Source organism: Lysinibacillus mangiferihumi (assembly GCF_003049665.1).
Taxonomy (GTDB): domain Bacteria; phylum Bacillota; class Bacilli; order Bacillales_A; family Planococcaceae; genus Lysinibacillus; species Lysinibacillus mangiferihumi.
This window is the reverse complement of record NZ_PYWM01000024.1, coordinates 25256-39514: the sequence shown is the minus strand read 5'-3', so window position 1 is coordinate 39514 and position 14259 is coordinate 25256. Positions and strand designations below refer to the sequence as shown.

Annotated in this window: 17 protein-coding genes; all 17 read left to right on the top strand. The window is 37.7% G+C overall.

Annotated elements, in window-relative coordinates; translation table 11 throughout:
• Positions 1–16: 16 nt before the first annotated feature.
• The 17 genes from C9J37_RS19780 (at position 17) to C9J37_RS29080 (ending at position 13757) form a co-directional block, all read left to right on the top strand.
• Positions 17–2953 carry a hypothetical protein gene (locus C9J37_RS19780; RefSeq protein ID WP_107896741.1) on the top strand — a complete coding sequence of 979 codons (2937 nt, stop codon included), beginning with the start codon at positions 17–19 and terminating at the stop codon, positions 2951–2953.
• Positions 2954–2964: 11 nt separating this feature from the next.
• Positions 2965–3627, top strand: coding sequence for a LysM peptidoglycan-binding domain-containing protein (locus C9J37_RS19775; RefSeq protein WP_107896740.1), 663 nt, complete (start codon positions 2965–2967; stop codon positions 3625–3627).
• Positions 3624–4646: an XkdQ/YqbQ family protein gene (locus tag C9J37_RS19770; RefSeq protein ID WP_107896739.1), complete on the top strand. Its 1023-nt coding sequence runs from the start codon at positions 3624–3626 to the stop codon at positions 4644–4646. The genes C9J37_RS19775 and C9J37_RS19770 overlap by 4 nt, the downstream gene beginning before the upstream one ends.
• Positions 4647–4648: 2 nt before the next feature.
• Complete coding sequence (locus tag C9J37_RS19765; RefSeq protein ID WP_107896738.1) at positions 4649–4927, top strand: hypothetical protein; 279 nt, start codon at positions 4649–4651, stop codon at positions 4925–4927.
• The gene (locus C9J37_RS19760; RefSeq protein ID WP_107896737.1) at positions 4927–5385 is read left to right on the top strand and encodes a DUF2634 domain-containing protein; all 459 of its coding nucleotides are present in this window, start codon (positions 4927–4929) and stop codon (positions 5383–5385) included. Before C9J37_RS19765 ends, C9J37_RS19760 begins: the two co-directional genes overlap by 1 nt.
• Positions 5369–6487 (top strand): baseplate J/gp47 family protein, encoded by a 1119-nt coding sequence (locus C9J37_RS19755; RefSeq protein WP_107896736.1) that lies wholly within the window; start codon positions 5369–5371, stop codon positions 6485–6487. The genes C9J37_RS19760 and C9J37_RS19755 overlap by 17 nt, the downstream gene beginning before the upstream one ends.
• On the top strand, positions 6477–7142 hold the full coding sequence (locus C9J37_RS19750; RefSeq protein ID WP_107896735.1) for a putative phage tail protein: 666 nt from the start codon (positions 6477–6479) through the stop codon (positions 7140–7142). Before C9J37_RS19755 ends, C9J37_RS19750 begins: the two co-directional genes overlap by 11 nt.
• A gap of 13 nt (positions 7143–7155) precedes the next feature.
• Complete coding sequence (locus tag C9J37_RS19745) at positions 7156–7458, top strand: hypothetical protein (RefSeq protein ID WP_107896734.1); 303 nt, start codon at positions 7156–7158, stop codon at positions 7456–7458.
• Complete coding sequence (locus C9J37_RS19740) at positions 7458–8096, top strand: hypothetical protein (protein WP_107896733.1); 639 nt, start codon at positions 7458–7460, stop codon at positions 8094–8096. Before C9J37_RS19745 ends, C9J37_RS19740 begins: the two co-directional genes overlap by 1 nt.
• Before the next feature lie 2 nt (positions 8097–8098).
• Entirely contained in the window at positions 8099–10240 is a 2142-nt protein-coding gene (locus C9J37_RS19735; RefSeq protein WP_137067699.1) for a hypothetical protein, read from the top strand.
• The gene (locus tag C9J37_RS19730; RefSeq protein ID WP_107896731.1) at positions 10240–10491 is read left to right on the top strand and encodes a hypothetical protein; all 252 of its coding nucleotides are present in this window, start codon (positions 10240–10242) and stop codon (positions 10489–10491) included. Before C9J37_RS19735 ends, C9J37_RS19730 begins: the two co-directional genes overlap by 1 nt.
• On the top strand, positions 10484–10660 hold the full coding sequence (locus C9J37_RS28425; RefSeq protein WP_167397372.1) for a hypothetical protein: 177 nt from the start codon (positions 10484–10486) through the stop codon (positions 10658–10660). Before C9J37_RS19730 ends, C9J37_RS28425 begins: the two co-directional genes overlap by 8 nt.
• Before the next feature lie 86 nt (positions 10661–10746).
• On the top strand, positions 10747–11469 hold the full coding sequence (locus C9J37_RS19725; protein WP_107896730.1) for an SDR family oxidoreductase: 723 nt from the start codon (positions 10747–10749) through the stop codon (positions 11467–11469).
• 69 nt (positions 11470–11538) lie between these two features.
• Positions 11539–11976, top strand: a complete 438-nt coding sequence (locus C9J37_RS19720; protein WP_107896729.1) for a phage holin family protein — start codon at positions 11539–11541, stop codon at positions 11974–11976.
• Positions 11973–12638: a M15 family metallopeptidase gene (locus C9J37_RS19715; RefSeq protein ID WP_107896728.1), complete on the top strand. Its 666-nt coding sequence runs from the start codon at positions 11973–11975 to the stop codon at positions 12636–12638. The genes C9J37_RS19720 and C9J37_RS19715 overlap by 4 nt, the downstream gene beginning before the upstream one ends.
• 255 nt (positions 12639–12893) lie before the next feature.
• Positions 12894–13289 carry a hypothetical protein gene (locus C9J37_RS29085; RefSeq protein ID WP_235617182.1) on the top strand — a complete coding sequence of 132 codons (396 nt, stop codon included), beginning with the start codon at positions 12894–12896 and terminating at the stop codon, positions 13287–13289.
• Positions 13290–13355: 66 nt separating this feature from the next.
• Positions 13356–13757 carry a hypothetical protein gene (locus tag C9J37_RS29080; RefSeq protein WP_235617181.1) on the top strand — a complete coding sequence of 134 codons (402 nt, stop codon included), beginning with the start codon at positions 13356–13358 and terminating at the stop codon, positions 13755–13757.
• Positions 13758–14259: the final 502 nt, after the last annotated feature.

Genomic DNA, 14259 nt, shown 5'->3' with positions numbered 1-14259 from the left:
AAAGGAGGGCAATTGAATGCAAAAGGTGGAAGCATACCGTGTGGAAATTCCAATTGTAGCTATAGACGAGTACAGTCAACAATTGGATAGAGCGAGTAAATCTTTAGATGAAATCAAAAAGAAAGCGAAAGACAGTGCCAAAGCACAAGATGATCTTTCCAATAGTTCTAAAAAGGTTGATAAGTCGCATGATGGTGTTGCTAAATCTGCTAAAGATGCATCTAAAGGTGTTCAAGAAGTAGGGAAATCGGCAGAGCAAACAGAAAAACGGTTTCAACGCACAATCAAAGTATTTGAATCGTTCGGTAGCAAAATGAAGGCTTTGCAACGTGCTAAAGCAACTGTTGAGGTAGCAGTCAAAGATAATGCAACTCGTGTACTTAATCGTGTGCATGGTACATGGGATGGTTTCCGACGTGATCCAATTATTAGGCTTACCGTTTATGCTGTTGATCGTGCTACTGGGATATTGCACGGTGTCAAGAATATGGTTACGTCTATTCCAACTCTGATAACAATTGGTTTGTCTTATGTCGGTATAAAAAACTTAAGTGATTCTACAGTCGGAGCGGCGATGAGATGGGAACAATATGAAGTGTCAATGCAGCATTGGCTCGATGGAAATGTTAAACAAGCGAAGGAACTTACAAAATGGATGGGTGAATTTGCGGATTATACGCCATTTAGTTCACCAGAGTTGTTCCCCGCACTCACGCAAGCAGTTTCTATATCAGATAAAGATATTGCTAAATCTAAACGTTTACTTGGCATTGCTTCAGACATGGCAGCTTTAACGCCAGGTCGAACTGTAGAAGATGCAATGCAAGCTATCGCTAGCTCCAAAGTGGGTAATAACGCGATGCTAGAAGGTTTTAGATTAAAAATAACTAAAAAAGACATGGATGAAATGGGTGGTTGGGAAAAATTACTCGACAAACTTGAAAAAGAATTCAAGGGCGGAGCAGAAAAATTATCTAAAACAGCAGCGGGTGTACTCGCTACATTAAGAGGTTATCGTGGTTCGTTTATGCGCTCAATCGGTACAGGTTTTTTGGAGCCTATGAAACCACGTCTTGATGCCATAAACCAATGGTTAGCAGATAATCAAGAAAAATGGGCACGTTGGAAATCTGTAGCGATGGGACATGGAGAAGATTTATCGGAAGGGATATTTTCTACACTTGAAAAAGGATTTGGGTATATTCAAAGACGCTACTTAGAAAACCCCGACTTTATGAATCTGGACTTGAAAGGGAAAATATCCTTTATTTCCAGTGATGTAAGTGCTTATATGAATCAAACTATCAAACCGAAGTTAATGGAATGGTGGCAGGATACAGGAAGTGGAGTGGCAATAGAGATTGGAAAGACTATTGGTTCCGGTATTGTTGAGGGTATTAAGCTTGGTATTCAAGGTGGGGCACAATTATTCACTACATCATGGAAAGAACTTTTAAAGAACATGGAAGAGGATGTTTTTAGTTTAGAAACAGGTAAGTCAGCATTAGGTGCGCTTGCTACAACAGCCGGAGCGGCATATCTAGGCAAAAAACTTATTTATAACCCAGGAAAAGCAATATACAAAGGCGGAAAAGCCGTAATTGGACAAGGTAAAAAGTTCAACGATTGGTCAAAAAAATCAGATGAACGTGGTGCTAAAAGGCAGGCAAAATTCGAAGAAAGTAATCAACGCAGAATTAAGCGTCGTATGGCTCGTGCCGAAGAAAAGGAGAATAAACCTGCGGCACGTGCTGAGAAAAAAGAAAATAAAAGACAACGCAGAAGCGGTAAGCTTGGATTTATGAGTCAAGCACCTGGTGGCGGTGGCGGTCCTTTGAAATTACTAGGCAAACTAGGTGGACCACTAAGAGCATTATCTTTGTTAAATCTAGTTGGTGAAGACGGTATTGATTTTTCAGCATTACCTCAAATCGGTGCAGGATGGGCTGGAGCAGCTGCAGGAGGTGCAGCAGGAGCGGCTGTTGGATCATTCCTTGGTCCACTTGGCACAATCGGTGGTGGAATCATTGGATCGATCATCGGTGGACTTGGTGGCGATGAGTTTTATAAATTTTTTGAAGACTCCTTATTTAATGGCGAATGGTGGTCTAGTAAGTGGCAATCCATAAAAGAAATTACCGGAAGAACTATTTTTAACGCAGGTTGGTGGGGTGAACAAGCAGGATTTGTTTGGGGTAAGTTAGAATCAACTTTGTTTAGTGGCGAATGGTGGAACAGTAAATGGGGAAATGTGAAAAATTGGACATCTGAAACAATAGATGGGTTTTCAGACGCATGGGAGAAGACGAAAAACAATGCGGCGGAAACTCTATTTAATGGTCAATGGTGGAATGGTAAGTGGGTCAGTGTGAAAAATTGGGCTTCAGAAACAACAGCTGGTTTTTCAGATGTTTGGGAAAAAGCGAAAAGCAATGCGGCCGCAACGCTATTTAGTGCTGAATGGTGGTCTAGCAAGTGGAGCCAAGTACAATCTTGGGCTTCCAATACTTGGGGAGAAATAAAGAGTGGTTTTCAATTAGGTCGTAACAAAGCTAATAAAAGGCCTACAAAAACTTCTAATAAATCACCTTATGGATCTCCTGTTCCATATGCTAGAGGAGGTATTGCTACAAAACCTCATCTTGGTTTAGTAGCTGAAGCTGGCGTTCCAGAAGCAATGATTCCATGGGATGGTTCTTCACGCTCAAAAGCATTGTGGCAACAGACAGGCGAAGCATTAGGCATGTTTGATGATAATACATCAAATAGAAGTACATCTAAAAGTGTGGCGAAATCGGCATCTAACAGCTTTAATAGTGGAGGAAACAGTCTAACATTTAACATAGGAGACATCACAGTAGGACAAGGTAACAACATGTCTGCAGAAGAAATATTAAATACCATCATTCCTGTACTGTACGAAAAGATAGTAGCTGCACTGGCTAAACGATAGGTGGTGACGTGATGGAATCATACCTTGTAAAAATTATAGATGACCAAAATAAGAAAGAAATCACATTACCTATGACACCAAATGAATTAAGTTTATCTGGTTCAACTGTTGAAAAAGGCTTCGATACCATTGTAAGTGGTGACAAGCCACGACCAAAGGGAAGGAATGCTTATCAATACCCTCTTTCTGGTCTTATTCCAGATGAAGGCTTTGATATACCTATGTATTCTGATATAACTCCCTTTGAGTTTGAAGAATTGCTTAGAGATTGGCAAGAAAGTCGCCAACCATACAATAAAAAATTGCGCTTAATTGTATCAGAAACCACTATTAATGAAATGGTATATCTTAATAATTTCTCAATTGATTATAGTGGTGGAGGGAGAATGATACGATATACTGTTGAATTTACTGAATGGCGTGACTTTGACATCAAGGTATATGACGCAACCAAAACGTCTACTGAACAAAAAAAGCGACCTACAACACCGTTAGCAAAAACCTATGTTGTGAAAAAAAATGATAGTTTATCAAAAATAGCTAGAAGTTATACAGGTAAAGTTGCTGATTGGACTGAGTTATATAATCTCAATAAATCTACTTTAAAGAGCAAAGACCCTAATTTAATTTATCCAGGTGAAAAATTGGTGATTCCATCAGGGTGGTTGAAGTGAAGACCTACAACACAGATTTTGTTCAATATCGCTTTTGGCTTTTTCCTCCGAATGGAAAACGAAAAGATATAACAGATTTGATTGAAACGGCCACATTTACAAGTACTGATGAAGGCTTAGTTGATACGGTTGATCTACATGTTAAAAATGAAAAGATAGACGGATTATGGATTCATGAAGATTTATATTTGGCACGCAGAATGATGATTGAAGCAAAAGATGAGGATACAGATTGGACGGAAGTTTACCGTGGTACATTCACAACCTGGCAGACTAATGCTTCTGATTTTACGATAAACAGCACTGTTTCAAACAGCAATCAGCTACTAGTTGGAAACGATATAATTTACTACTTTCCAGACGGCACAGCGGACGGCAGAATCAAAACAATACTGTCGGGAATTGGTATGCCTGTTGGCAAATTTGAAGGTATAGGTGGCATGTTAAGTAAAGAAATGGTCAAATCCCAAGCAACTACTAAAATTCTGGAATACAAAGAAAAGTCAGAGCAGAAAACAGGAGTTAAGACGGTTATTCGCAATACAAAAGGGAAATTTGAAATCGTTACACGTGGTAGCAATCAAAAAATTTATGTACTAGACAGTAGGGCTGCGCAGGATGGCACTGACGTTCACACCATATCTAATGATTTTGTCACGGTTGTGAAAGTGTATGGAGTCGTAAAAGGCGATAAAATGCCACCATTGCAAACAACTGTTACAGGAGATACTGCATTTGGTACCCATACTAAAATTATTTATAGCTCTGATTACAACACACCTGCAGAAGCAAATACTGCAGCTAAAAATATTTTAAAAGAGCAGGGGAAGCCACAAAAAAATCAAACGATTAAAGATCACGTGGACATTCCGTGGATTCGCGTTGGTGACGCAGTAGATGTTGCAGTAGGTACAATCGGTGGTATAAAAAATGATGCACAAGTTCCTATTAGACGTTATGTTGTAGCAATCTCAAGGGATTATGTCAATAAAACTATGACACTAGAATTGGAGGCGTAGACATGAGTTCACAAATGTATACAGATTTGATTGTGCAAGAGCTTTTAGGTGCAGCTGGGAAAGCAATGGAATCAACAGTTTTTAGATTTCCAGTCGTTGGCACATTTTCTGGAGGTTCTGTCTTAATCGATGCACTGCCTACCCCAATTCCATATTCAGAGTTCCATTTGGTAGTTGATAATCAAACAGAAATGAAACCGCAATATAAAGATGGTGACAGGTTGTTTATTGTCCCTGCAAATGACGGCAATCAATTCGTTATAGTAGGGAGGTTAATATAATGAGTTATCCTGTTTGGGATGTCGAAGATGTTATGTTTGATGTGGAAGAAGAAGTGTTACAAGAAGTTGAATCATATACGTATGATTACAATGCAAGGGAAACATTTGTGACGGGAAGCGGAAAGACTAAGCGTTGCGATGCAAAGGACGCTTATATTTTTTGGGTAATTAAGTGTGTGGCGACAGAAAGATATGCCCATGAAGCATATAGTACGGATTTCGGTGTTGAATTTTTAAAAATCTTGCGTCAAAACTACCCCCGCAGTATAACGGAAAGTGAAATAAGAAGATCCATTAAAGAAGCTTTGCATGTAGATAATCGAACAGTCAATGTAACAAATTTTAGATTTGAATGGAGAGTAGATGAGTGTTATATAACATTTGATGTAGAAAGTGTCTACGGAATTGATACAGTGACAGTGCAGAAGGGAGGCTATTTAAGTGGTAGAATCAACTGATTTTATCATGCCGGAGTTTTTGAAGAATGCAACAGAAGAATATTTCACACAGATGGCATTAAGTAAAGCCCCAACTGGCATAGACACTTCCGAGGGACAAATGTTTTTCGATCATACAAAGCCTACTGCGATTATAGCGACTGAAATCACACAATTTCATTTATCTATCACATTGCAAATGATGTTTCCACAGTTTGCTACTGGTAAGTTTCTTGAATGGCATGGTGCTCCCTATCATATTTTTAGGCGGGGTGGAACAAACGCCAGTGGTAAAGTCAAATTAAAGAGTAAAAAAGAAGGACAGGTTATACCAACAGGAACAATTGTTTATACATTGGGTGATGATACGGAAAGTGCGAAAGAGTACAAAACTACCGAAAATGTAGTAATTAATAATGGTGAGGCTATTGTAAGAATTGAAGCGATTGAAAGTGGAAATATAGGTAATACAGCAGCACGAACAGTTGTAACGATTCAACGAGGTTATGAGGTTGATAATATTATTAATCTTGAACCGATAACTGGTGGAACAGAAGCTGAAAGTGATGAATCACTTCGAGAACGTATATTAAACCGTATTGCATTAGCTCCGCTAAGTGGTGCTAGACGTGATTATGAGCGTTGGGCGAAAGAGGTAGATGGTGTTGGTAATGTAATTGTCCAACCTCTATGGAAAGGTCCACGAACAGTTCGAGTATTGATAACTGATGCAAATAATCAATTTGCTAATGATGAATTAATGAGACGTGTTAAAGAGTATATCGATCCAGAAGAATTCGAAGGGTTGGGTGAAGGTAAAGCTCCTATTGGCGCTATCGTGACAGTTGGAACTATTGAGCCTGTTGTGATTAATATAACGGCACGTATTTACTTTGAAGAAGGAGCAGACCCTACTTTGACACTTGAACGAGCTAAAAACAATATGAATCGTGGTTTATTAAATGCCATGATTGTTCGTACAACAGAAGTTGGCGCATCGTTAATCGAAACAGAAGGTGTGCTTGATTATCAAGAGCTAAACCTCAACAGTCAAACGGATAATATCGTATTAACCGTGGGACAGAGAGCGGTCATCGGCGAGGTGGTCAACAGTGGATCGTGAAAATTATATCCAAACGGAAACAGGAAAAAGGATGTTACGAGCCGTAACTCCGATGTATAACGATGAATATCAGTTATCTATATTCAATGCAAATGGGATGATAATGGAAGAAGTACTTCAATTTATTAATAAGGTAAGTACAGAAACGCGTATTAATAATGCTACCTGGGCATTACCTTATTGGGAGTCTATATTTAGAATCAAGCCAACTGACACTCAAACAATTGAACAACGTAGGCGTAACGTAATACTTAAAATGAATGAATATTTTCCAGTAACTAAAAAGCGGATGGAAACAATCGTGAATACGTTTGTAGAAAATCGAAATGCTTCAGTTATTGATGTACCTGGAGAGTATGCATTTATTATAAGAATACCTCATACAAGTGGATCAATAGATAGTGGGTTATTCACAGCAGTAGAGGAAGTTAAGCCAGCACATTTGCAAAGCTTATATAGGTATGTGTTCGAAGTACCAAGGATTAGGGTTGGTGCTCGACAACATGTTTATCCTGTTTCCTATCCTAAGACTAATCAGTCCATTACATCTGATAATGGTGTTGGTGTTAATAGTGAATCTAAGATTCATATGCCAACTAAAACATATGGTTATGAAGTTATTTATCCAGTAACAGGTATGGCATTTTGTTATTGAATGAGGTGATAATGTGCAAGTACATGAAAGACTAATAAACTTACTGTTTCAAACGCTTCTTTCACATGTAAGAAAGGGGCGTTTTTTAATTGATGGAACTGAAAGGAATATAGAAATATTTAGAACAGAGCGATTAGGAAATACCTTACGTGTGATGTTTTATTTAAATGATTATCATGGCCATGTAACTTATGCAGCGCTTTTAGATAATCAAGGTGAAATTTTAGTAGATGGTCCCACCAACTTTTATAAAGAACATACAGGATTTATGTATGTGTTTGATATACCGATTACCGTTGAGGGAGGTGGCGCATAATGGCTATTGAAAATTATGAAAGAATAAACTTTTTAGATCATATTCTCGCTATTGATGAAAATGGAGACTTTATTCCAGAAATAGATAAAGACACAGGACAACAAAAAATAGACCGTATAACAAGATTGCCTGTTTGGAAACCATTGCAGCAAGGAACTGTTCACAGTGAAAAAGTAATGAATCATCTAGACTCAAATATTGAACGAAATAGAGAATATATAATAGCACTTCAAACAAATATAAGACGTCTACAAATCCAAATGGAACTCGACGGCCGTGTACCAGGTAACTCTGGTACATTCGCCGATACACTGGACGGCAACACAAACAAAATCAAGTTAGATAAAACAATGACAGAAATTATCGAGGCAGTGGAAAAGGACGCAACTGCTTTAAAAGTTGCGAGTGTGAAAGGCTTTACTGCATTGACACAAGTGACAATCTACGATGATGAACATAGTGAAGATGTGATGATAACAGAAGTAGGTACAGACATGATTAAGGTATCAGCACTTGCAACAACATACAAAAAAGGTGCAAAAGTAGCGCGTAGTAATGTTGAGATGGATTATGTGAAGGCTGAAATGCGTTTTGGTGATTGGCGGACCTACAACGTTGAATTAGTGGAGGTGCTTTAAGGTTGGCTCAATATTATTATGATGTATTTACAGTGGAATCAACAACTAGATGGCAAGAACAACCTTGGAGTAGGGAGTCTTCTTGGACACCACAAACATTTAACAACTTATACAGAAACTACACGTTTAACGAATTTAGGAACGAATACAGCGTTTCCAATCAAATAGGATATAGTGTTCCTCTGTCTGTGGGTGATGTTGGGTATAGATTGAATGGGAGAAGTGTGCAGAGGTTTACCATACATTCAATTGGATATGGAGGTAACTTGTCTGGTGCGCCTCAAAATGTAACGATGTCTGAAAAGTCTACTAGCAATTCTACTTCATCAACAAGTTATAGTAGGGGTTCACTCATTCAATCAAACGTTCCTGCAAACGCAGGAATATATCCGGCAAACGGACGACATACAGACGGTTATTGGTATGTGAGAAGAGCAAGGGTAAACATAGCACCAACACAGCCAGGGGTCTTTACACAACCTTCTGGAACTTTAGAAATTGGTGATGTCAAAGCCATCGCATGGGGAGCATCTTCTGATGTAAATAATGATTTTTCTCGGTACATCCTACAGGTAGCAATAAACAATGGCTCATGGGTACAAATCGGTACACCGACAACCAATCGTTTTTCGTATACCATCCCCACTGCTTCAAGGATTCAATTTAGAGTAAAAGCAGTCGATGCTAGAAATTTAGAATCTAACTATCGGACAAGTGGTGTTTATACCGTAACAAAACCAAAATATTATTGGAATAAATATCAGACATCTTTAGGCGGTTTAGTTCAATCAGGAATTGTAGCGGAGGAAACAGCGTATCCAACGAACAAAAAACATAGTGATGGTTATTGGTATGTCAGAGGTAGCCGTGTGAATCAAGCCATTGCACCGCCTGGTCCATTTACATCCCCAATACAAGGCAAAAAGTTCAAACCAAACGAGACGGTGAACATCACATTTGGTGCGTCTCGCGCTGCTAATCTCGCACTTTATGAAGTAGATTACCGATACAACAGCACAGACGATTGGACACCACTTCCATACAACAACACACTTACACGTAGTTTGCAGATAAGTACAAATCAAACACATAAAACATTAGAACTACGTGTGCGAGCAAAAAATACAAGCAATGTGTATTCCGATTATATCCATTCAGACGTATTGACAATCGAACACAATGTAGCACCCACTGTGTCGTTACGGAGTCCATCTGGCAACGTGAGATTGTATGAAAATGACACATTGACTATTGAAGGAACAGCCTTTGATCCTGATGCAGACCAATCCGTTACGGTTTATTATCAAATCAATGATGAACCTCGTAAGGTGTTAGCGACAAACGTAAGCCAGCAAAGATTCACACTATCAAAGCAGTTAACTTTTAAAGGTGGCAAGCTTTATAACGGTAATTCAGCTATTACGGGCACACTATCGCAAGGCGTTCAAAAACTGGTTGTATGGGCTGAGGATACCGAAAAAGGGATTTCTGCTAAAATAGAACGTAGATTTTCAGTTGTGCCGAATAGAGCCCCTTTGCTATCAGTGGATGCGGTCGTGCCTTCGGGTGTCATTGATACCGATACATTCAAAATATCCGGTAAAGCATCGGATGACGATGCAAATGCCACGGTGAAAGTGACAAGGCGTATTAATGCAGGTGAACCAGTGGAAATTTACAGTGGTACAGGCGGTGCGTGGGAGTTTGATGTAAAGCTAGCACAATTAATAACTGGTGAAAATACGATTGTTCTTGAGGTCGTAGATAATTACGGAGCCAAGACGAGTAAAACGATTAAACTGAATAAAAAAGAAGTGAAAACGCCTATTTTACAATCCGTTGCTCGTTACCAAATCGAGCCGCCAAGCGGATCTGCAAAGGGCGTTTTATTGTTTATTCAACGTGATAAGGAGCTCAATATTAAGGTGGAACTATCCATGACGGCAAAGGGTGAAGCAGAACAATACACGGTGTTATCACCGGTGAATACAGCACCCATTACAGCCAAACAAGGTGTCGTGGAGGACACTTTTGAGCATAAAGGAATGGAAGCCAAACAACGAATTGTGTTAAAAATTACGCCAACGCGAACGGACTTGGCATCTAATTACAAAATACATCTGATAACAGGGGCGGTGGACTAATGGCATTTCAATATAAAGTACGTAATCCAGATGGCACAATGGGTGAAATGAAAAAGTTCGGTGACGAAGACACAGCAGAAGAAAAGGCTGCACGTTTAGAACAAGAAAACCAACTACTTTTGAGCAGTATGAGGGAGATGTCAACGTATATAGCGAATCAAGAGCAACGATTAGCTAGCCAAGAAAAGGCCATAATGGAGCTTTCTACATTAATAGAAAAACAAATGTCAGGAGGTGAACAAAATGTTTAATGAACGTAGTGGACTAGTAGCTATCTGGTATAACTATGTGCTAGCACGTCCACATAAACGTAATCAAGTACCAAATCTATCGAATTTGCGCCAAGTGGTGTATAGCAAACTAGAACAAGAAAATGATAGTAAATTTATGAATTTCAGTCAAAAGAATGAAGATAAATAATCAATATTGTAAATATAATAGATTTAATTGTTATATTGTTTTCTATCTTAAATAATCAAAAGATAGTTATTGGAGAGGAAGATTGGATGAGTAAAGACTTTATTATTTTTGGAGCAAGTCAAGGGCTTGGTGACGCCTTTGTAAAGGGTCTACCCATAGAGGGAGATACAGTATGGATGGTGTCAAGAACACGACCAGAAAGTTTGGATATTAATGATGGTGTAAATCGCAAATGGCTCTCCATAGATTTATCAAGTCAACAACAAATCTCTGCTTTAAAGGAAACCTTAAAAGACATTGCAATAGATGTATTAATATATAATGTTGGCGTATGGGAAAAGCGTGGTTTCGAAGATGACTATACATTTGATAAGGATGAAATCGAAGATATTTCCAACTTAATCAATATAAATCTAACTTCTACTATTACGTATATTCAAGCGCTTCTACCAAACTTAAGACAAGCTAAAAATGGAAAAGTCATTTTAATTGGTTCAACGGCAGGCTTAGAACATACAAATAGTTCACAGGTTTCATTTGTTGCATCTAAATTCGGCTTACGAGGCATTACAAATGCTCTACGTGAACATTTGAGAGGAGATAAAATTCCTGTCACTTGTATTAATCCAGGGGAGCTAGCAGCAGAAGTACCTTATGAAGAAGGTGCAGAAAAGGCAATTGATTTATATGAAGGTACACGTATACCTGTACAAGATATTGTATCTATTGTGCAATGTGTGATTAATTTATCACCAGTTTCATGTGTTAAGGAAATTACTATCCCTTCAATAACAGACTTAAATGCTTGATCGTTTCAAAATAAGTAAAATTACAATAGATTTTAAGCCTTCTACAATCATCTGTGGAGGGCTTTTATTATGGAAAAAAGGAAGGTACCAATGAAAACCGACACATTATATACATCACTCGTAGGCGGCTCCGTGGCAGGGGTCGCCTATTTTGTTGGTGGGATTGACCATTTAATTAAAGCACTCACTATCTTTATGGCGATCGATTATATTTTAGGCGTTATGGTTGCTTTTGTTGTGAAAAACGTTGAAAGCAGAAAAGCCTTAATCGGACTGTTTAAAAAAGTGGCGATGATTTTAATGGTCATTGCTGCAGTGCAACTGGACTTGGCAACCGAGAGTGGGAACTTTATGCGCAATGCCATGATTCTTTTTCTAATCGGGATGGAAGGAATCAGTATGATTGAAAATCTTGGAAAGTTAGGTTTGAAAGTACCAAAGTTTTTAACGAGTGCTTTTAAGCAGTTACAAATCGATAACGATGAAAAAAAGGATGATAAACAATGAGTGTCACAACAACATGCCGAGATTTAGGTGAACTATTACCAGTGGCGCAAACGGCCTGCAGATTGCTCTTTCAAGAGTGCTATAAAGAGGGAATCAAAAATATCTTTGTTACGGAAACATACCGATCGCAAGCACGGCAAAATTATCTATATGCACAAGGTAGAACAAGACCAGGGAAAATTGTAACGTGGACGCTGAAGAGTAATCATACTTCACGTTTAGCGTGGGACATTGCCGTGGCTCCCCCGAAACCCTTATACGATGTAGATACATTAACAAAAATAGGGGCAATAGCTCGTAAGTTGGGCATTACGTGGGGCGGTGATTGGGCACGTAGAATTGACCGACCACATTTCGAAGTGAAGGCCAATTGGAAGATGCCTAGAGGGTACAAATTAGAAGGACAAGTAATTGTGCCAAGCAACAGTAAATTGAAAGTCCAATTAATTGTGGAAGACAGGAAGGAGGAGATTAAGGTGGCTAATACAATTTGGAATCCAGGTTCGCCAGCGATGAGAACTGAAACAGAAAACTTCATTGCACAGGCGGTGAAGGATGGTATTATTCAAGCCTCACATTTGAAGGATTTACAAAGTGGTGCGATGACTACGGATCGATTAATAGGATTGTATATTACGATTCAACAAAGACGTAGTAAATGATATGTATACCCAGGCACTTAATTAATTTTGTGCTTGGGTTTATTTTGTCTAATTATTATCTAGTGTATTTTTTATTGCTTTTTTAGTCATTTATCCAATAGATAGGTATAATATAAATAAATACCTTTCAGTCTATTAATACATTTAATGAATTTTAAAGTATGTATATAAGTATAGTATGAAAAAATCAATAATAAATATGGAAACTAATATTATCTAATTGTTGCGCAAAAAGTCGAATGAGGGTGATAAAGTATGCAATACATTATTTATTGTGATGAATCAGTAAAAAACGGAGAATACTACAGTAATTTTTACGGTGGCGCATTAGTAAGATCTATTCATTTACAAGAAGTAAAAACAGTTTTGGAAAATAAAATTTCTGAATTGAATATAAATGGTGAAGTAAAGTGGCAGAAGGTAACGGCTAATTATTTGGAAAAATATAAGTCTTTAGTAGATACGGTATTTGGTCTCATAAAACAAGATAAAATTAAAATCAGAATTATGTTTACACATAATGCCTTTATTCCTGTCGGTTTAACAAAAGAGCAAAGGGATAATGAATACTTTTTATTGTACTATCAGTTTTTTAAACATGCTTTTGGATTGAAATACTCGAATTCCACAAAAGAACCCATCTCTATTTAACCTTTCTTTGATCAATTACCTGATACTAAAGAAAAGAATCAAAAATTTAAAGACTATATTTTTAATTTGCAATATCAAGATTTCTTTAAAGATGCTAAATTATTTATCCATAGTAAAGATGATATAGCAGAGGCAGTATCGCATCACCACATTATCCTTCAGTGTTTAGATCTTATTTTAGGTTCAATGGAATTTAGATTAAACGAGAAACATAAAGCAAAACCAGAGGGTAAAAGAAACCGAGGAAAACGAACAATTGCCAAAGAAAAGTTATACAAACATATAAATGCTCATATAAGGGAAATATATCCTAATTTCAACATAGGGGAAACAACTGGAAAGCAAGGTGATATAGCGAATTTGTGGAAACACTCTTATAGGCACTGGAAATTTGCTCCTGGTAATAAAGTTGAGAACAAGCAATATCTATCTAAGCATAAAAAAATGGGCCCCGTCATTCCTACGTGAGTAGCTCACGTAAAACGTAAGCCTTCGAAATGACCAAGCCCTTCTAGTTAACTCCATTTTAGACTACTTAGCTAAATTTAGTCAACATATATGTTGCAAATTTGCAAAAAAATATTGGAAATTATGGAGTTGAAAAAACATGGTCACAGAGCGACCTAATTCTTTATTATTGATACCAATCAATAACAGTATACAAGGAATTTCCAGGTTTCAATCTATAATAAAGTTTATAGATTGAAAGGGATCAGAAAAATCAGCTGTTTTCAACAAAGCAATTAGAGGTATGACTAAGCAAGAAGGAATATCATATGTTGAGTATCCCCAGTATACGTTTAATCTTGAAGATGAATCTTTTTTTCTATGGATTTCAAATGATTCGGGAAGAATTATGAATTCAAAAGACCTTTACACTATCTATTTACTGTCAAATAGTTCTCTAAAAGAGATTAAAGAGTTTTTAGAGAATATGTCCACAACACCATAATAATGATATAAATAAAGA